The sequence below is a fragment of the Streptomyces sp. NPDC057565 genome (assembly GCF_042801455.1).
In the GTDB taxonomy this organism is placed as follows: domain Bacteria; phylum Actinomycetota; class Actinomycetes; order Streptomycetales; family Streptomycetaceae; genus Streptomyces; species Streptomyces yanii.
This window is the reverse complement of the sequence record NZ_JBHVFU010000009.1, coordinates 33,064-50,863: the sequence shown is the minus strand read 5'-3', so window position 1 is coordinate 50,863 and position 17,800 is coordinate 33,064. Positions and strand designations below refer to the sequence as shown.

Here is a 17,800-nt window from a genome sequence, read left to right as displayed (position 1 = left end):
CCCATATCGGAGGCTACTGGACGCGGGGTCACGCCGCAGCGTCAAAACCCGTGTCGTGAGCCATTCGCTTCAGTTCGAGCAGCGCGTGCTTCTCGATCTGACGGATCCGCTCCCGGGTCAGCCCATGCTGCTTGCCCACCTCGGTGAGGGTCCGCTCACGGCCGTCCTCGATGCCGTACCGCATTCGGATGATCGACGCGGTGCGGTGGTCGAGCTTGCCGATCAGGTCCTCCAGTTCCTCGCTGCGCAGCAACGTCATGACGGACTGCTCGGGCGACACCGCGGAGGTGTCCTCCAGCAGATCGCCGAACTGGGTCTCGCCCTCGTCGTCCACGGACATGTTGAGGCTGACCGGGTCGCGGGCCCAGTCGAGGACGTCACCGACGCGCGTGGGCGTGGAGTCCAGCTCTGCGGCGATCTCCTCGTGCTCCGGGTCGCGCCCGTGCTCACGATTGAACTCGCGCTGCACACGGCGGATCCGGCCGAGCTCCTCCACCAGGTGGACGGGGAGCCGGATCGTACGGGACTGGTCGGCTATGGAGCGGGTGATGGCCTGACGGATCCACCACGTCGCATACGTGGAGAACTTGAAGCCCTTGGCGTAGTCGAACTTCTCGACCGCGCGCACCAGGCCCGCGTTTCCCTCCTGAATCAGGTCCAGCAGGGGAAGACCTGCCCGTGGGTAGCGGCGGGCGACAGCAACCACGAGTCGGAGGTTGGATCGGATGAAGATGTCCTTGGCACGCTCGCCCTCGGCGACCAGCGCCTCCAGCTCCTCACGCGTCGCCCCACCGGCTTCGCTCTCCACCGCACCGTCGAGGATCTGCCGCGCATAGACGCCCGCCTCGACGGTCTGCGACAGTTCGACTTCCTTGGCGGCATCGAGCAGCGGCGTGCGCGCGATCTCGTCCAGGTACATGCCGACCAGGTCGCGATCGGCGATCTCTCCGCCCACGGCGCGAACACTGCTTGCCCGGTTGGTCCCGCCACTGGCGGACGAACGACGGGCGACGGCACGGGTTGCCATGCGTGCTCCCTTGCTGAGTAGGTCGCGACACCCTTTCGGGTGCCCTGCATCCGATGGAAACAACGACTGGAATCCGGACAGAATTCCCATGGCGCGCACTCATTTTCGCGATCATGCAGTACCCTGTCCGGTCGCGAGGGGAGTGCACATGCCGGGATTCCGTACAGAAGTGCAGGTCAGGCCCGGCACCGAGGGCGATCTGGCGGCTCTCACGGAGATCTACAACCACTACGTACGTGAGACCGCGCTCACATTCGACACCGCCCCCTTCACACCCGAACAGCGGCTGCCGTGGCTACGCTCCCACCCTGAAGACGGCCCGCACCGCCTTCTGGTTGCTCAGGATGTCCGCATTGCCGGTCCCGCATCACTCCTGGGCTACGCCACCAGCAGCGCCTTCCGCCCCAAGGCGGCATACGCCACGTCGGTCGAGGTGAGCGTGTACTGCGCGCCGTGGGCCACCGCACGCGGGATCGGCACACTCCTCTACACGTCGCTCTTCGAGGCGCTCGCCGACGAGGACCTGAACCGCGCGTACGCGGGCATCACCCAGCCCAACGACGCCTCGGTCGCACTGCACAAACGGTTCGGCTTCCACCATGTCGGTACGTACACCGAGGTGGGCCGGAAGTTCGACACGTACTGGGACGTGGCCTGGTACGAGAAGCGGCTGGGACCGGAGGCCTAGGACCCGGTGGGGTCGCGGCGTAGGTCCGCAGCCCGTTACCAGCGGCGGGCCCCGCGCCTAGCGTGTTCCGGCATGACCGACACGACAGGCAGGGCAGACTCCACAAGCGCACCGGACACGGCGCCGGTCGACCCCACCGGCACGCTCGACGAGGCGCTGGACCGGCTCCACGCCGCGGGTCCCGAGCGCAACGGCTGGCTGAGCAACCATGGCCCGATGGCCGTCGAGGCGCTCGTACGGCACGGCCAGGCGCCGGCCGTCCACCGTTGGCTCGATAACTACAGCCACAAGCTGGAGGACATGCCGGCCCCCGCGACCCGGATCACCGCGGAGAACTGGCACGAGGCCCTGGGCGACCCGCGGAGGATCGCCGACTGGACGATGTACTTCGCGCAGGAGACGGCCGGGCGGCCCTGGCAGGACGTCCTCACCGAATGGTGGCCGCGGCTGCTGCCGGGCATCGTCGCAGGCGCCACCCACCCCGTGATCCGGGTCGGCCACGCCGTGCGCACCCTGCTCGCCGGTGGAGCGAACGCGCCCCGGGTCACCGAGCTCGCGCACGGCCTCGGCTACTGGGCCGCGCGCCACCAGCCGCTGCCCGCGCTGAACCCACCGGCCTCGCTCGTGCCCGCGACGAGTGCCGCGGCCGCGCTGGACGCCGTACCGCCGGTGGCCGACCAGAGCGGCGGCATCCGCGACCGGCTGGCGCAGCTCACCGCGTTCCCGCTGTGGCCGCAGCAGTTCGCGGACGACCCGGACGTGGCACGCGCACGGCTGGCGGAACTGGTCGGAGCCGCGACCCACCGCTACGCCACCCACGGCCATGGCGAACCGATCATGCTGGTGCACGCCGCGACCGCACCCAACGCCGTGCTGCGTACCCTGCCCGCCCTCCCCCGTGAACTGTGGCCGCAGAGCCTGGCCGCCGCCTGGGCCGCAAGCGCCGCGGTCACCGCCGCGTACAGCCCGGCCGACCCCGTCCCGTGCACCGCATCGCCGTCGACATCCTCCGCCGACGAGATTTTCGCTCGGGCGGCGCAGCACGGTGACGACCACACCATCAAGTTCACCGACACCGCACTGGACGTCGGCGACCCGACGGCCCTGGCCGCCGCGCTCCGCTCGATCGAACTGAACCCCCCGGCCCTCTGACCACTCAGCCGAACTGCACCGACCGCTTCGCGAGCCCCATCCAGAACCCGTCGATGATGCTGCGCCCTTGATCCAGCTGGCCCTCCGAGGCACCCAGCGTCACGAAGAGCGGCGCGAAGTGCTCGGTGCGGGGGTGGGCCAGCCGCCCGGCCGGGGACTTGCGCTCGAAGTCCAGCAGCGCGTCGATGTCCTGCGCCTGCAGCGCCCGGTGCCCCCAGTCGTCGAACTCCACCGACCAGCCGGGGTTGCCGCCGCCCGCGTGCCGCAGGGCTGCGAGGTTGTGGGTGAAGAAGCCGCTGCCGACGATCAGGACGCCCTCGTCGCGCAGGGGCGCGAGCTTGCGGCCGATGTCCATCAGCTTCTGCGGGTCCAGCGTCGGCATGGAGATCTGGAGTACCGGGATGTCGGCGCCCGGGAACATCTCCACCAGCGGAACGTACGCCCCGTGGTCGAGCCCGCGGTCCGGAATGTCCTGGACCGGCGTACCGGCGCCGCGCAGCAGCTTGCGTACGCTCTCCGCCAGCTGCGGGGCACCCGGAGCCGCGTACTGCACGCGATAGTAGTGCTCCGGGAAGCCCCAGAAGTCGTAGACGAGCGGGACGGTCTCGGTCGCACCGACAGCGAGCGGAGCCTCCTCCCAGTGGGCGGAGACCATGAGGATCGCGGTGGGGCGCGGCAGCTCGGCGGACCAGGCGGCCAGCTGACCGGGCCAGACCGGGTCGTCGGCCAGCGGCGGCGCACCGTGGGAGAGATAGAGGGCGGGCATGCGCTCCGCGGTGACAGTCATGACACTCCCCATCCACTACTACTCAAGCTAAGTCTTTGCGGCGGCGGGATCCAGCTCATTGAAGCTTCAAGTTCCCATCCCAAGAGACCTTAGCTCTATCTAGTTCAACTTTCAAGAAAAGGTCGTACAGTGGAGTACATGACCACGGCATCCACCGGCGGGACCCGCTGGCTCTCCGACGAAGAGCAGAGCGTTTGGCGCGCCTACCTCCACGCAACCACGCTCCTGGAGGACCACCTCGACCGCCAGCTGCAACGCGACGCCGGCATGCCGCACATCTATTACGGACTGCTCGTCCAGCTCTCCCAGGCGCCCCGCCGCCAGATGCGGATGACCGAGCTGGCCAAGGACGCCAAGATCACCCGCTCCCGCCTCTCGCACGCCGTCGCCCGGCTGGAGCGGAACGGCTGGGTGCGCCGCGAGGACTGCCCGTCCGACAAGCGCGGCCAGAACGCGGTCCTCACCGACGAGGGGTACGAGATGCTCCGCCGATCCGCGCCGGGTCATGTCCGCGCCGTACGCCAGGCGATGTTCGACCGGCTCACACCGGAGCAGGTGCGCTCGTTCGGCGAGATCATGCAGGTCATCGCCACCGGCCTGGAGCCCGAGGGTACGGACGCCGACCTGCCCTGGCTCCGCTGAGCCGCGCTCGCGCACCGATACGGGTCTGCCCCGGTTCCGCCGAGCGGAACCGGGGCAGACCCGTGTTCACATCACTTCACCTCGCGCGTCCCGCGTCAGTGCGCGACGACCGGCACCCTGAACTCGTCCTCGACGCCATCGGCGTCACCGGAGCCGGCCGGGGCGGTCGACGGACGCCCGGCGTTGATGAACGTCACCGCGATCGCGGAGGCCACCACCAGGATGCCGACCGCCCACCAGATGGCGCCGGTGAAGCCGTGCACCATCGACTGCAGCTTCAGCAGCTGCGGGTCGGTGGCGCCGAGCGCGGCATGCGAGGTGGCGTATGCCGTCGCGGCCGAGGCGGCGATCGTGTTCAGCAGCGCGGTACCGATCGCGCCGCCGACCTGCTGCGAGGTGTTGACCATCGCGGACGCGACACCCGAGTCCCGCGGCTCGACCCCGTGCGTGGCCAGCGACATGGCCGGCATGAACGCCGTACCCATGCCCAGCCCCAGCAGGAGCTGCGCCGGGAGGATGAGCGCCGCGTACGAGGAGTCGATCTCCAGCTGCGTCAGCAGCAGCATGCCCACGGCGGCGGTCAGGAAGCCCGGACCCATCAGCTTGCGGGCCGGGACCCGCGTCATCAGCCGTGCGCCGATCTGCGTCGAACCGGTGATCATGCCCGCGATCATCGGGAGGAAGGCGAAGCCCGTCCTGATCGGCGAGTAGCCCTTCACGACCTGCAGGTAGTACGTCAGGAAGAGGAACAGCCCGAACATCGCGATGATGGCCAGACCCAGCGAGAGGTAGACGCCACCGCGGTTACGGTCCATCACCACGCGGAGCGGCAGCAGCGGCGACGCGACCTTGGCCTCGGTCAGGACGAACGACAGGAGCAGCACACCGGAGGCGACGAACATGCCGATGGTCAGCGGGTCCGACCAGCCGGAGGACTCGGCACGGGTGAATCCGTACACCAGCGAGACCAGACCCAGCGCGGAGAGGACCACACCCGGGATGTCGAGCGGGGAGCGGTTGCGGCTGCCGACCGGCTCACGGATCACGAAGTACGCGCCCGCGGCGGCGATGACGGCGAACGGGATGTTGACGAAGAACGTCCAGCGCCAGTTCAGCGCCTGGGTGAGGAAGCCGCCGAGGATCAGGCCGACGGCGCCACCGCCACCGGCGATCGCCCCGTAGATGCCGAACGCCTTGGCGCGCTCCTTGGCGTCGGTGAACATCACGGCGAGCAACGAGAGTGCGGCCGGGGCGAGCAGGGCGCCGAAGACACCCTGGAGCGCACGCGAGCCGAACAGCATGCCCTGGTTCTGCGCCGCGCCACCGAGTGCGGAGGCCAGCGCGAAGCCGATCAGACCGACGACAAAGGTGCGCTTACGGCCCCAGAGGTCGGCGATCCGGCCTCCGAAGAGCAGCAGTCCGCCGAAGGCGAGGGCGTAGGCCGTGATGACCCACTGCTTGTTGGCGTCGGTGATGCCGAGTGCCGTCTGGGCGTGCGGCAGCGCGATGTTCACGATCGTGGCATCGAGCACGACCATCAGCTGCGCGAGCGCGATGAAGGCCAGCGCTTTCCAGCGACTGGGGTCGGGAAGTCGGACATCAGCTGTTTTTGACATGGGGGTAGCCACCTAAGGACGCGCATGGACGCGAGGAGTCGTGATCCGTGACCGTGAAGACGTGCACCCGGTCAGCGGTGAAAGCGGGAGAGGTGAGGGTGAGGGGAGTGGACGTGAGGTAGGTCGGGTGGTGAGGGCATGGCGGACAGACGGCCCGGAGCCTGTCTCAGGAGCCGGGCACGGGCGTCATGAGCGATGCCGCAGATCCTCCAAGGTCGCCGCCGTCCCGGGCAGTTCGGACCGGGCCGGAGCCTCCAGGCCGTCCAGGAAGAGCTGGAGATGACGGTGGGTGAAGCGGTCGATGTCCAGGCAGACGATGCCGGGCAGCGGCCGGGTGAGCTGGGAGAGGCCGACCAGTACGTCACCGACGGCGATGTCGGTGCGCAGGCGCCCCGCGGACATGGCGCGCGCCACGAGCCCTTCGACGGCTTCTTCGAGGCGGCGACGCTCGGCGAGCAGTTCGGGATGGTCCTTGTCGAAGCCGCCGGACAGCATCGGGCAGAGCGCGCCTATGCGTTCGTCGGCCGCCGCGTGCACGAAGCGGCAGAGCGCGGCGAAGGGGTCGGCCTCCTCGGCCACCGCCTCCTCCGCACGGTCAGTGGTGCGGGAGGTGACCGAGAGGACGACCTCATGGGTCAGCGCTGCCCGGTCGGGGAAGTTCCGGTAGAGCGTGGCGTTGCCGACGCCTGCGCGGCGAGCCACCTCGTCGAGCGGCACATCCGGACCGAACTCGACGAACATCTCGCGCGCGGCCACGACGATCCGCTCCCGATTGCGCAGCGCGTCGGCCCGCGGGCGGGGCGTACGGCGCGACACGGTTCCGGCGGCGGTGCGGGCAGCGGTTTCCACGAGACAGTCCTTCTCTTCCTCTTCCGGATCTTCCTGGTCGTTCCTGCGAAGGCCCCTGTGCGCACAGCTTCACGCAACCGGGGACCGCCTCCCCGTTTAGCGGGGGACACCAGGTTCAAACGGGGAATCCATCCCCGGTTATTTCCCACCCCAATGTGACCTGCGCCACATCTCATGGCAGGGAAATTACACCGATCGGCGCACCCAACGGGCGGCGCCGTACCGCCCGCCCGAGGGTGATCAGAGAGGGCAGTCAGGGTCGGCCGACTGCCGCGGACCCCGAAGGCGCCTCTATGCAGCAGCCCCGCCGCCGGATACGCAGCCAGCGCCACCCGGTCGCACTGGCGGGGGCAAGTGCCCTGGTCATCGGGGCACTGGCCTCGGCCAGCAGCACGCTCCCGCCGCCCGGCCGCGCCAGCGCGGGGCCAGTGGGCAGCACCGAGGTGGCAGGGGTCGGACCGTGCCGGATATCCGCGACGATGGGCGTGCAGATGTCGGAGGGGATGCCGACACCGACGGGGTACGCCCATTCCACGGGCCAGATCCACGCACTGAACCTGATGATCGACTTCCCGGACGCGCCGGGAGCGGGGTCGGCGATGAAACGGCTCGCCGAATTCTTCCCGCAGACCACCAACTGGTTCCGGACCAGTTCGTACGGCCGGCTCGTCTACCGGCCCGAGGCCCCTGTGAAGAGCTGGCTTCGGATGCCTCTGCCGTTCTCGGCCTACGGGATAGACCGCGGCTCACCGTACGAGCCGGGCTACCGGCACCTGGTCCGCGACATCGTGGCCGTCGCCGACCGGAAGGTGGACTTCGGCGCGTACGACCTGGTCAACATCCTCGTCACACCGAACGCCGGGCCCTCCGCCCTGGACACCGTCCTGTCCGTGACCTTCTCCGGCAACGACGACGCGCCGCTCGCGGACGGCGCCCCGCTCTCCAACACGTCCTTCATCTACAGCCGCCAGGACGACGGCTCGGGCTCGTACGCACAGACCGGCTACCGCGTCCTGCCGCACGAGAACGGCCATATCTTCGGCCTGCCCGACCTCTACACCACGGAGGGCGGCGGTTCGGTCGGGCACTGGGACATCATGTCCGAGGACTGGGGGGCCAACAACGACTTCCTCGGCTGGCACAAGTGGAAGCTCGGCTGGCTCGACAAGAACCAGGTCAGCTGCGCGTCCAAGCCAGGCACCACCGACCACGTCCTCACGCCCCTTGCCACCCGCGGCGGCCGGAAGCTGGCCTTCGTGCCCCTGACCGCGGAATCCGGCTACGCGATGGAGGTACGGACCCAGGCGGGCAATGACCAGGCGATCTGCCGACCCGGCGTGCTGATCTACAAGGTCAGCTCCGACGTCGACACGGGGCAGGGTCCGATCTCCGTCGCGGACAGCACCAAGGACAGCGGCGGCTGCACGCGGCTGCCCAATGTGCATGCCGAGCTCTCCGACGCCCCGTTCCAGCCCGGCCAGACCTTCACCGACCGGACCAACGGAATACACATATCCGTCGTCGACAAGGACTCCAGGGGGAACTACCGGGTCCGCGTCACCCGCTCCTGATCACGCCCCCTCCTCGCTGCGCCTGAGGGCGCCGACCTCCTCGTCGACCACCCCGCGCAGCTCACGCTTGAGGATCTTCCCGGTCGGGTTCCGGGGCAGTTGCGCGTCCCGCACGAGGACATGGGCCGGAACCTTGAAGGCGGCCAGGCTCCGCCCGACGTGCGCCCGCAGCTCGTCGGCCGTGACGGTGGCACCGGGCCGCAGCCGGACGACCGCGGCGACCTCCTCTCCCAGGGCCGGATGCGCCACCCCCAGCACCGCCGCGTCCTCGACGTCCGGGTGCTCGTGGAGCGCGGCCTCGACCTCCACGCAGTACACGTTCTCGCCGCCTCGGATCACCATGTCCTTGATCCGGTCGACGATGCTGACCCGCCCGTCGCGCACCAGCGCGAGATCGCCGCTCCGGAACCAGCCGTCCGTGAACGCCTCGGCAGTCGCCACCTCATCGCGCCAGTAGCCACGGACCAGCGACTGGCCGCGCAGCCACAGCTCGCCGATCTCCCCCTCGGGCAGCGCCTCGCCCGCGGGACCTGTGATCCGCACCTCGGTGACGGGTGTCGGCCGGCCGACACTGCCCGGATGGAGCCGGTAGTCGGCGCCGAAGTTGGCCAGGACGCCGCCGCTGGTCTCGGTCAGGCCGTAGCCGTTGCGCGGCTCGATCCGCTCGCCGTAGCGGGCGGTGAGCCGTGCGACCAGGTCGGGCGGGGCGGCGGCGCCACCGGTGTTCAGCATCTGGAGGCTCTCCAGCCGGTCGTCCGCCCGCTCGGCGGCGGCAAGCAACTGAAGGGCGGTGACCGGGACGCCGGCGTAGTGCGTGACGCCGTGCTCCCGGATCAGCCGGAGCGCCTCCTCGGCGTCCCACTTCCGCATGACCACGAGCGAGCCGCCCGCCGCCATCGCCGCGTAGAAACTGGTGAACGCGGCGACATGGAAGAACGGGAAGGTCATCAACGTGACCGGGGCGGGCCCCTGTCCCGGAATGACCCCGCGGCCCAGCGCGGAAGCGGCCGCGTGGAACCGCGGGTTGAGTGCGGCCCCCACCTGGGCGAGCTGGGTGGCCACAGCGCCCTTGGGCCGCCCGGTGGTGCCCGAGGTGTACATGATCGTCGCGTCGTCCTCGGGCCGGATCTCGACCTCGGGCGGTGCAGCAAGCGGGTCGGGCGCGGGCAGGTCCTCGTACCGCTCGGCCCCCACCGGCATCGCGCCGTCCCGGTGGTGGAAGACGACGACGCGCGCCCCGGCCTTCTCCGCCCAGGCGGCGACCCGCGGCAGCCGCTCACCGTCCACCAGCAGCACCCGCGGCTCGCAGTCGTCGAGCGCGTACACGAACTCGCCCTCCGTCCACCAGGCGTTGACCGGTACGGCGACCAGACCGGCCAACTGCGCGGCCCAGAAGGCGATCTGCCACTCGGGGTGATTGCGCATCGCGACGACGGCCCGGTCGCCGGGGCGAAGCCCGTACTCCTCGGTCATCCGGCATGCCAGTGCGGATGCGGCGGCGAAGAACTCCCCGTACGAGTAGCTGCGCTCGGCACCGATCAGGAACGCCTGGTCCCCGAAGGCCCAGGTGGTCTCGGCGAACTCCCGGAGGGTCCTGGGCCCGCTCGCGTAGACGAGAGAGCCCGCCTGCGCGCCGTCCTGGGCCCGCACGACAGCGAACGGCGCGCCGGGTCCGGTGAGCGCGGCGTCGATCCGCGCGGCGGATGCTGCGGCAGCGGAGGGCGAGTCGCTGGAGGACGGGGAAGCCGCCGAAGCGGCGGCGGGGGTCGGATCGGTGTGCGGCACGAACGACCTTTCCAAGCGCCTGCTCAGGACTCCGCGACGCTATGCCCGCCCCCACCCCCCGTCAAGACACCGCCCCGCCCCGCGCTCCCCCTCGATCGGACCGCACGTGAGCGGCGACAGCCTGGAGAAGACAACGAAGCGCAGACGCCCGAATCGCCGACACTGGAGCTGGGGATCAACCAAGCCGCCGCCCGATCTGCTCCTGATCCACCAGCTCACCCTCGCCGGGAGCAGGCACCCGACAACCCCAAGTGCAGACCACACCCCACCCGCTACACTGTCCGCGGCGGCTCAGCCCTCTTCAGCTGCGCCACCGCAACCCTGTGGGAATCTGCATGACTCGTTCATCAGTTCGATCGAGTTGAGACACAGTTTCCAACAGATCCCTGCCTTCGTAGCTCAGGGGATAGAGCACCGCTCTCCTAAAGCGGGTGTCGCAGGTTCGAATCCTGCCGGGGGCACAAGCGTGACCAGGGGAAACGCCCCGGGCCGGGATGGTCCGGGGCGTTTTGACGGCAACGACCCACAGCTGGCAAGCAGGCGACCGCTACGCGACACGGGTTGACTGACACCCGAATCCTTCGGCACCACAACGCGCTTCGGCCGATGGACTACGGCCACGGCGTCCTTGACGCGTCCGCGCTCGGGTAGGCCCGCTCCCGGAGCCGATCGCAAATGATGGACACCGCCTCCCGGGGCAGGCACCGAACGCGCACAAGGCGGGGACCCAATCCTCAAGGCCCGCACGCCGGTCGATCAGCGTGTTGTCGAGGTCGAAAAGTGCCGGCACGCAGCGAAACCACGGGGCGGGCCATCCGTCACGCACTACAGCCTCGAGGCCGCCGGCATTCGACGCGGGACCCGGACAACTGGGTCATGGATCACAGACTTTCCCTACGTTCATCGAGCAGCGCGAGCGCCTGTCGAGGGTCAGGCACCGTCGCGGGGTCCAGCTCCTCTTCCACCTGCTCAGGCGCCTTCCACTGGACCTGGGGGGGGAGGGTTCTGGGGCAGAAGCCCGGCGTCGACCGCGTAGCCGAGCGCGTTGTGGAAGATCGCTCGCTTCCTGCGAATGGTCGAAGCGGATGCCGTGGCGCCGCGACCACAGCCACGGCGGCCATGAGTCCGGCCAGCGGCAGGAACGCTGTGAACCGGTGGGGGATCAGGACTTGGTCGACCAGGTTCTTGAAGAGCCACACCGAAGCGACTTCACCCGCGGACCCCGCGATGAGGAGGACGACACTCGCGGCGAGCCAGTACCGGTCGGGGCGTGCCCACGGCCAGAAGCGGCGGAACGCGTCGGCCGAAGACACGGCCGCCGCAAGGGGCACTGGACTGTCCTCGGCTGCCGGGGCCACGGGCTTGATGTGAGCCGAGTCGGCATGTGTCGCGTCCACCAAGCGGGGTCACCTTCTCGGGAAGGGAGCCGGGTGGGGGCATGCGGCGGAAGGGGGGCGACGGACGGGACGCGCCGTCGCCCCCCGATGACGATCCTCGGGTGAGGCGGCGATGCTTAGTAGCCGCCGCCGAAGCCGCCGCCGTAGCCGCCGCCGAAGCCGCCGCCGTAGCCGCCGCCGAAGCCGCCGCCGTAGCGGCCACGGCCGCCACGGCCGCCACGTCCGCCACGTCCGCCGTAGCCGCCACGGCCGCCGTAGCCGCCGTAGCCGCCACGGCCACCACCGCGGCCACCACCTCGGCCACCGAAGCCGTTGAAGATCGAGAAAGCGCTCATGACGTACCTCCTGTGTGACTGGATGTGCCGGAAGGACTTCGCAGCCCATTGGTTGCCTGAGATCGGCCCCAACGGCACCGAAGACATTCATGCAGCTGGGGTGGGACCCCTTGGGCAATCCGGCGTGGACTGGGGTGATCGATCAGAACCCTCTATGAACGTACCTAGATCAGCCTAAGAGTGCTCGTTCATGCACAAACAGTGACAGCCCTCGTGTGGGTGTGTGACACCTCGGCGGATGTCTCCCGAGGGCGGTAGAGAAGCGACCCAGTTCGCGGCGCCGCCACACGGCTGCCGAACCTGCCTTTGAGGCCGTGAGATCAATGCCTGACGTGAACTCAGTAGCCCTGCGCCAAATACAGGCTGACGCCACATCATGTGTCGTCGGACGGGATGCGCCGTTGACCGCCGCCCGCTATGGGACCGCGCTCGGGCAGCATCGGAGCAGGGTGCCACGACCCTTGGGCAGCGTCGGAGCGGGGGCCACGACCCTCGGGCACGTGATCGGAATGGTCGGGAATCGCGGCAGCCATTCAGGTGACGTGACCACCTGAAGAACTCTGTCGCCGGAGGACATCGAGACCGCTGGTCTGACTGCAGTCTTTGACGGCAACACCGGTGCACCCTGCCGTACCAGGAAAGTCGATGCCGGACGCTGCGCAGGACGCCAGCGAGCCGCATACCCGGCCCTTGGGCCGCCGGAAGGAACTCCTAAAGCGGGTGTCGCAGGTTCGAATCCTGCCGGGGGCACCAGGCAAAAGGCCCCGGACCGATCATGGTCCGGGGCCTTTGACATGAGCTTCTGACGGCAACCGCCCAGGTGTCCGAGTCGATGACGGTCAGGGCCGAGGTCGTGACGCCAACCGAGGGGTTTCCGGACGCGCAGTGCTCGTGATCGTCGCCCGGCCCACCTGGTGGCGAATCTGCCTCGTCGCCGCGATGGGCGTGGCGTTCCTGATGGTGCTCGCCGTGCCCTGGCTTCAGGACTTCTTCGCGCTGAAGCTGGTCGGAGTGACAATGCCGTGGGTCGCGGTGGATATCGCCGTGGTGGCGGCGGCCACCCTGAGCTCGTGTGGAGGTGGGTCGACCGCCGCTTTCCCGCGTAAATCCGTTAATCCGTTACGGGCCCCGCGTCTACGGGACCATGGGCTACTTCACGTCGGCTTGCCTCGCGCCGACATACTTCACGCCGACTTACTTCACGTCGATGTAGTCACCCGCGGCGCTGACCGTCGCGGTGGACGCGATACCCGCGTAGGTGAAGCGGTAATAGCCATCGGTGGACGCCGTGACCGTGGTCTTCAGCGCGCCGCCCGTGGTCGACTTGATGCCCTTGACGTTGGTGTAGTTGGTGGTGCCCGCCTTGCGGAACTGCAGCACCACCGACTGGCCGCTGAGGCCCACGTACTTGTTCGACTCCCAGTCGGCACGGGTCAGCGCGCCGGTGACCGTGATGGTCTTGCCCTTCACCACCGGCTCCGGGGACGCGTTGACCGTCAGCTTCGACATGCGCTGCAGGCTGAAGCCCTTGGCGTTGTCCTTCTGGACGTAGTCGGCGTCCGTGCCCTGAGCGATCGCCCAGACCTTCCAGCCGCCGGCCAGCTTGTTCAGCAGGTCGTAGTTGGCGTCGACAGTGAAGGTGTGCTTGCAGGTGGAGGTCGTGTCGTTGACCTTGGTGCAGACGGCCTCGTCCTCGTTGGGCACCACGCCGCCGTCGAGGCTGTCGAAGGTCGAACCGTGCCACAGCACCGCGGTCGCCCATTCGATGCCCGAGTCGTCCGTGGCGGTGAAGCTGACCGTGAAGGTCTTCTTCGTGGTCGCACCCATGACGACGGCCTTGCCGCCGTTTACGACCACGTTCGAGATCGTGGTGTCTCCGCTGACGTCGTCGGCCGGGTCGACCGCCGCGTCGGCCTCGACGCTCTGCGTGAACGAGGAGACGGTGTTGCTGTCATCCGCCTGCGCCGCCGGAACGGCGAGGGCGGAGAGGGCCAGGGCGCCTGTCACTGCGGCGACAGAGGCACGAATGCGCATGTGTTTCCCCACGTCTGAAAAAGGGGCGCACGGGACAGCTCTGTTGCATGCTTCCGCGGCGCCCGATCCAGTCAGTCTCTGAAGTCTGCTGACTCCACTGATCAGACATGGGGCACCAGTGAATGGTTGTGCGACTCCGTGAAATTTTTTCGAGTAAGCATTTATGCGGGTTATTACGGAGTCCGCCACCCATAGCCATTAACCGACTATGGGTAACGGATCGGGAATTACAGATTACGGGTTACGGAATACTGCACGTCGAATTACTCGGTGGCGACGTCCCGCCGACGGAGCGAGGGGCACCGGCTCCGGGGTCTTCGCCCCGGCCGTCGCAGCCGTCGCCTTCGGTTTCGGCCCGCTGCGCGCCGCCCCTGCCCGCCGCTCCGCCCTCTACGCCCTCATGACCGGGCCGGCAGCCCTTCCGGTGGACATCGATCTGTACTGAACCGCCATGAGCCGGTGCCGTCCTCACTTCGTGGAGGCCGTCGGGGGGTGCGGGACGGCGTTGCTCGCCTCAGGCATCAGCGGGGCCGGGTGACCATGCCGTCGGCGTAGCCAGACGTACAGCACCAGGGTCGGCAGCAGCAGTCCGACGACCGTGAGGTCGAGGAACGCTGTGAAGCTGTCGATGTGCCTGACCAGCCAGGCGAAGTTCTGCCCGAAGAAGCCGACCACGAAGGACAACGGAAGGAACACGGTCGCGACGATCGTGAGCCGCTCCATCGTGGCGCTCTGCTGGAGGTTGATCTTGTTCTGCTCGACGGAGACCACCGCGATGTTCGCCTCCAGGACGGTGGTCAGCAGGTCGCGCTGAGCGGCGACCTCCTCGTTGACCAGCAGCAGGTGATCGTGAACGTTGTGGAAGTACGGCAGGAGCTCGGCCGGGTACTTGCCGGGCTGCAGCTGCCGGGAGAGCACGGCAAGCAGCGGGTGCACGGCGCGGTAGAAGTCGGTGACCTCACGACGCAGGAAGTAGATCCGTTCGGTCGGTGCCACCACCCCGGAGAACACCGTGGCCTCGATCTGCTCGATGTCGCGGTCGAGTTCCGCGACGACCGGCGCGTAGCTGTCGACGACCTGGTCGAGGATCGCCCACAGGGTTGAGGCGGTACCGGCCCGCAGCAGCTCGGAGCGGCGCTCGAGCCGGGCACGGGCGCCGTGCAGCTCGCTGGCGATGCCCTGGCGAACGGTGATCACGAAGTGTTCCGCGAGGAAGACGCTGATCTCGCCGGTGTCGATCTCCTCGCGCTCGTCGTCGTAGCGAGCGGTGCGCAGGATGATCAGCTCGGTGCCGTCCTCATACCGCTCCGCCTTCGGCCGGAGGTGGGAGGTCCGGGCATCCTCGACGGCGAGTTCGTGCAGTCCGAAGCACTTGCGCACGTTGTCCATTTCCTCCTGGCCGGGCTCGAAGAGGCCCAGCCAGACGAAGCCGCCCTGCCTGCAGCGGGCGGCGGCCTGCTCCAGTGGCATCGAGCCCTCCTGCTGCCGACGCCCGTCGCGGTAGTGCGCGCAGTCGACGATCATGGCGTTCCTCCTCGCGTCCGGCCGACGTGCACCACCGCTCGCCCACCGACGGCGCCCGCCGCGGCTGCCCTACATCCATGGTTGCCTCCGACCGGTCACGGCGCAGGACAGAAGGCGGGCGCAGGCGGTGTCACCTCGACGGGATCCGCGTCCTTCGGCTCGCTCTCGGTCGGCGGGCCCGGCGGCTTCGGTGGCTTCGGGGAGGTGCCGGCCGGGGGATCAAGCGGGGCCGGGCGGACGGTCACGTGCTGAGGTTCTGTACCTGTGCGTACGTCGGTACGTCTCCGCTCACCGCCCGGCCCGCCCTGATCTCCGCCGCCGCCCCCAGCGCCGCGCCCAGCGCCGCCCGGTACAGCAGCGATCCCAGGCTCACCCTGCTCACCCCCAGGTCGCCGAGTTGCGCAACCGTGGGGCCGGACGGGGAGTAGAGGATGTTGAGCGGCGCGTCGAGGTCCTTGACCAGCGCGGCGATCGCCGCCGCGTCGGTCAGGCCGGGGACGAACACTCCGTCGGCGCCCGCCTGTTGATAGGCGTCGAGCCGGTGCATCGTCCCGGCCGTCAGCTCTGCGCCCAGCCAGTGCGTGTCGGTGCGCGCGTTGACGAAGAGGTGCGGCACGGCGGCTTTCACCGCCGCGATCTTCGCCGCGTGCAGGTCCACGGGGGCGAGCGTGCCGTCGGCCCTGCCGTCCTCCAGATTGATGCCGACCGCCCCCGCGTCCGCCAGGTCCCGGGCCAGCTCGGCCACCTCCGACGGATCGTCGCCGAACCCGCCCTCGGCGTCCACCGAGAGGAAGTACGGGCCTGCGCCCAGCCGCCGGGCCAGGAGCAGGGTGTCCGCTCGCGTCACCCCTGTGCCGTCCGGCAGTCCGGCCGCCGCGGCCACCGCGAGGCTGGTGGTGCCGATGGCGGGGAAGCCCTGTTCGGCCAGGGCCGTCGCGGAGGCGTGGTCCCAGGCGTTGGGCAGCAGCAGTGGCGCCGCCTCCGGCGTGCGGTGCAGAGCGGTGAACGCCGTGAAGGCGGCGGAGGCGGTGATGTCGCCGGAGTCGGTCATGGTTCAACGCTAGGGGGGCGACTCTTCGGCCGTCGCCGAAGTGTGTCGCGACGCGCCGCTCAGGACGACGTCATGCGTCTCGCTCCCGGGCGGCGGCCCGGGAGCGATGCAGGCCGGGCACCAGTGGCCCTCCTGCTGGATGTGGACCCGGCCGAGCTCCGCGATGCACGGGGAGGTGGCCTTCGCGCTGTGCAGCACGTGGCCCCCGCTCTCCCGGTCGCGCCGGGACGAGCCGTCGCCACGCTGTGCGGGAATCGCCCGTCGGGCCCCCTCGGCGCTCCTGCGCGCCGACCGGTTCGGGCCGCGCCTCACCGGCCGCGTTCGACCTGCGGGCGGGTGTGGGCTCAGCAGCCCCGTGCCCTCAGCGGCAGGCCACCTTCATCTGCGCGGCGGCGTGGTGTGCGCCCACCAGTTCCTCGTCGCCCCAGTCGCGCCCCCGGTCGACCAGCTGCACCGCGAAGGTGTTGCCCTTGACCGGGTAGCTGCTGACGTCGACGGGTCTGCCGCGGTGCGCGGTCTGGCGTACGGCGAAGCCGGTGTAGGCGGAGTCCGCGTCGTCGGGGTCCGAGAGCACCCGGTACACGGTGGGGTTGCCCGCGACATCGCGGTCGCGGCCGCTGCTCGGTACGAAGACCGTCAGCGCGCACTCCCGGTAGCCGCTGCCCAGGTGCCAGGACCAGGTGGCGGTGTTGCCCCGGTCCTCGGTCGGGCTGCCGGACATCGGCAGGGCGCTGAACCGTCCGTCGCACGAACTCCCCCGGTATCCACCCGAGTCGACCGTGTACCAGCCGTCGTCATCGTCCTCGTACCGGCCGTGTTCGCGGTACGCGCCCGTCGTGCAGCCGGGGCCCGCCCAGGCGGTGTACGCGTAACCCGCCTTCCCGGGCGACGGCTCGGGGGGACGGGAGGGACTCGGTGACGGGCTCGGCGATGCCGGGGAGCCGGAGGGTGCCGGGGTCGGGTCCGGGTCCGGGCTCTCCGTGCCCGACGGGCCGATCCGGGTGGGGGCGCCGCCCCCGAGGCCGTCCTGCGGTTCTCCGACGCGGCCCATCGCCCCTGTACGCGTGCCGCCGCCGTCCGACGCGAGGAGCGAGCCACCCGTGACGAGTGACCCCGCCACCACGACAACTCCTGCCGCCAGCAGGGCCTTTCTGCGTCGCGGCAGCGTGGATATCCGGCCCGCGAGTGTCTCGCGGGCGATCCAGGAACCGTCTCCGCCGACGGAGCGGGCCACCGATCCGCAGTCCGGACAGACCAATCCCGGCAGCGAACCTCGCTGTTCGCCACCGCACTGTTGGCACCTCATGGCAGCACACCATGCCAGGGCACGGGACCCAGAGGG

General features: G+C 69.5%; 15 protein-coding genes, 1 tRNA gene and 1 pseudogene. 6 read left to right on the top strand and 11 right to left on the bottom strand.

Going from position 1 to position 17,800, the window contains the following annotated elements; translation table 11 throughout:
* Positions 1-28: 28 nt before the first annotated feature.
* Positions 29-1,027 (bottom strand): RNA polymerase sigma factor RpoD/SigA, encoded by a 999-nt coding sequence (locus ACFU8W_RS19410; protein WP_266984679.1) that lies wholly within the window; start codon positions 1,025-1,027, stop codon positions 29-31.
* A 148-nt stretch (positions 1,028-1,175) separates the two neighbouring features.
* On the opposite strand from ACFU8W_RS19410, the gene ACFU8W_RS19405 reads away from it, so the two are divergent.
* Both ACFU8W_RS19405 and ACFU8W_RS19400 read left to right on the top strand, forming a co-directional pair.
* The gene (locus ACFU8W_RS19405; RefSeq protein WP_384038545.1) at positions 1,176-1,715 is read left to right on the top strand and encodes a GNAT family N-acetyltransferase; all 540 of its coding nucleotides are present in this window, start codon (positions 1,176-1,178) and stop codon (positions 1,713-1,715) included.
* A 72-nt stretch (positions 1,716-1,787) separates the two neighbouring features.
* Positions 1,788-2,867: a questin oxidase family protein gene (locus ACFU8W_RS19400; RefSeq protein ID WP_384038542.1), complete on the top strand. Its 1,080-nt coding sequence runs from the start codon at positions 1,788-1,790 to the stop codon at positions 2,865-2,867.
* 4 nt (positions 2,868-2,871) lie between these two features.
* On the opposite strand, the gene ACFU8W_RS19395 is transcribed toward ACFU8W_RS19400, so the two are convergent.
* On the bottom strand, positions 2,872-3,654 hold the full coding sequence (locus ACFU8W_RS19395; protein ID WP_384038539.1) for a dioxygenase: 783 nt from the start codon (positions 3,652-3,654) through the stop codon (positions 2,872-2,874).
* Positions 3,655-3,783: 129 nt separating this feature from the next.
* On the opposite strand from ACFU8W_RS19395, the gene ACFU8W_RS19390 reads away from it, so the two are divergent.
* The gene (locus ACFU8W_RS19390; protein WP_327245878.1) at positions 3,784-4,296 is read left to right on the top strand and encodes a MarR family transcriptional regulator; all 513 of its coding nucleotides are present in this window, start codon (positions 3,784-3,786) and stop codon (positions 4,294-4,296) included.
* Between the two features lie 95 nt (positions 4,297-4,391).
* Here the strand turns inward: ACFU8W_RS19390 and ACFU8W_RS19385 are convergent, their stop codons facing one another.
* Together ACFU8W_RS19385 and ACFU8W_RS19380 are read right to left on the bottom strand one after the other, a co-directional pair.
* Positions 4,392-5,912, bottom strand: a complete 1,521-nt coding sequence (locus tag ACFU8W_RS19385; RefSeq protein WP_384038535.1) for an MFS transporter — start codon at positions 5,910-5,912, stop codon at positions 4,392-4,394.
* Between the two features lie 186 nt (positions 5,913-6,098).
* On the bottom strand, positions 6,099-6,761 hold the full coding sequence (locus ACFU8W_RS19380) for a TetR/AcrR family transcriptional regulator (RefSeq protein WP_384038533.1): 663 nt from the start codon (positions 6,759-6,761) through the stop codon (positions 6,099-6,101).
* Between the two features lie 293 nt (positions 6,762-7,054).
* On the opposite strand from ACFU8W_RS19380, the gene ACFU8W_RS19375 reads away from it, so the two are divergent.
* On the top strand, positions 7,055-8,332 hold the full coding sequence (locus ACFU8W_RS19375; RefSeq protein ID WP_384038530.1) for a M6 family metalloprotease domain-containing protein: 1,278 nt from the start codon (positions 7,055-7,057) through the stop codon (positions 8,330-8,332).
* On the opposite strand, the gene ACFU8W_RS19370 is transcribed toward ACFU8W_RS19375, so the two are convergent.
* Entirely contained in the window at positions 8,333-10,117 is a 1,785-nt protein-coding gene (locus tag ACFU8W_RS19370; protein WP_384038527.1) for a class I adenylate-forming enzyme family protein, read from the bottom strand.
* A 388-nt stretch (positions 10,118-10,505) separates the two neighbouring features.
* On the opposite strand from ACFU8W_RS19370, the gene ACFU8W_RS19365 reads away from it, so the two are divergent.
* Positions 10,506-10,578 (top strand) — tRNA-Arg (locus tag ACFU8W_RS19365).
* A gap of 420 nt (positions 10,579-10,998) precedes the next feature.
* Here ACFU8W_RS19365 and ACFU8W_RS19360 read toward each other — a convergent pair.
* Together ACFU8W_RS19360 and ACFU8W_RS19355 are read right to left on the bottom strand one after the other, a co-directional pair.
* Complete coding sequence (locus ACFU8W_RS19360) at positions 10,999-11,517, bottom strand: hypothetical protein (RefSeq protein WP_384038524.1); 519 nt, start codon at positions 11,515-11,517, stop codon at positions 10,999-11,001.
* 113 nt (positions 11,518-11,630) lie between these two features.
* Positions 11,631-11,849, bottom strand: coding sequence for a hypothetical protein (locus tag ACFU8W_RS19355; RefSeq protein ID WP_384038521.1), 219 nt, complete (start codon positions 11,847-11,849; stop codon positions 11,631-11,633).
* A gap of 885 nt (positions 11,850-12,734) precedes the next feature.
* Here ACFU8W_RS19355 and ACFU8W_RS19350 point away from each other — a divergent pair.
* Positions 12,735-12,955: pseudogene (locus ACFU8W_RS19350) on the top strand (hypothetical protein); the annotation flags it as partial.
* Positions 12,956-13,043: 88 nt separating this feature from the next.
* Here the strand turns inward: ACFU8W_RS19350 and ACFU8W_RS19345 are convergent.
* The 4 genes from ACFU8W_RS19345 to ACFU8W_RS19330 all read right to left on the bottom strand — a co-directional run bounded on the left by ACFU8W_RS19345 (position 13,044) and on the right by ACFU8W_RS19330 (position 17,764).
* Complete coding sequence (locus ACFU8W_RS19345) at positions 13,044-13,883, bottom strand: DUF5707 domain-containing protein (RefSeq protein WP_384038518.1); 840 nt, start codon at positions 13,881-13,883, stop codon at positions 13,044-13,046.
* A gap of 468 nt (positions 13,884-14,351) precedes the next feature.
* A complete protein-coding gene (locus ACFU8W_RS19340; RefSeq protein WP_384038515.1) occupies positions 14,352-15,407 on the bottom strand; it encodes a magnesium and cobalt transport protein CorA in 1,056 nt (351 codons plus the stop codon).
* 241 nt (positions 15,408-15,648) lie between these two features.
* On the bottom strand, positions 15,649-16,458 hold the full coding sequence (locus ACFU8W_RS19335; RefSeq protein ID WP_384038512.1) for an isocitrate lyase/phosphoenolpyruvate mutase family protein: 810 nt from the start codon (positions 16,456-16,458) through the stop codon (positions 15,649-15,651).
* 361 nt (positions 16,459-16,819) lie between these two features.
* Positions 16,820-17,764 (bottom strand): adhesin, encoded by a 945-nt coding sequence (locus ACFU8W_RS19330; protein ID WP_384038509.1) that lies wholly within the window; start codon positions 17,762-17,764, stop codon positions 16,820-16,822.
* Positions 17,765-17,800: the final 36 nt, after the last annotated feature.

Bases quoted from the DNA above. Each gene is read 5' to 3' on its own strand.
- ACFU8W_RS19410 (WP_266984679.1), bottom strand. From the start codon at position 1,027: ATGGCAACCCGTGCCGTCGCCCGTCGTTCGTCCGCCAGTGGCGGGACC.
- ACFU8W_RS19405 (WP_384038545.1), top strand. From the start codon at position 1,176: ATGCCGGGATTCCGTACAGAAGTGCAGGTCAGGCCCGGCACCGAGGGC.
- ACFU8W_RS19400 (WP_384038542.1), top strand. From the start codon at position 1,788: ATGACCGACACGACAGGCAGGGCAGACTCCACAAGCGCACCGGACACG.
- ACFU8W_RS19395 (WP_384038539.1), bottom strand. From the start codon at position 3,654: ATGACTGTCACCGCGGAGCGCATGCCCGCCCTCTATCTCTCCCACGGT.
- ACFU8W_RS19385 (WP_384038535.1), bottom strand. From the start codon at position 5,912: ATGTCAAAAACAGCTGATGTCCGACTTCCCGACCCCAGTCGCTGGAAA.
- ACFU8W_RS19375 (WP_384038530.1), top strand. From the start codon at position 7,055: ATGCAGCAGCCCCGCCGCCGGATACGCAGCCAGCGCCACCCGGTCGCA.
- ACFU8W_RS19355 (WP_384038521.1), bottom strand. From the start codon at position 11,849: ATGAGCGCTTTCTCGATCTTCAACGGCTTCGGTGGCCGAGGTGGTGGC.
- ACFU8W_RS19345 (WP_384038518.1), bottom strand. From the start codon at position 13,883: ATGCGCATTCGTGCCTCTGTCGCCGCAGTGACAGGCGCCCTGGCCCTC.
- ACFU8W_RS19340 (WP_384038515.1), bottom strand. From the start codon at position 15,407: ATGATCGTCGACTGCGCGCACTACCGCGACGGGCGTCGGCAGCAGGAG.
- ACFU8W_RS19335 (WP_384038512.1), bottom strand. From the start codon at position 16,458: ATGACCGACTCCGGCGACATCACCGCCTCCGCCGCCTTCACGGCGTTC.
- ACFU8W_RS19330 (WP_384038509.1), bottom strand. From the start codon at position 17,764: ATGAGGTGCCAACAGTGCGGTGGCGAACAGCGAGGTTCGCTGCCGGGA.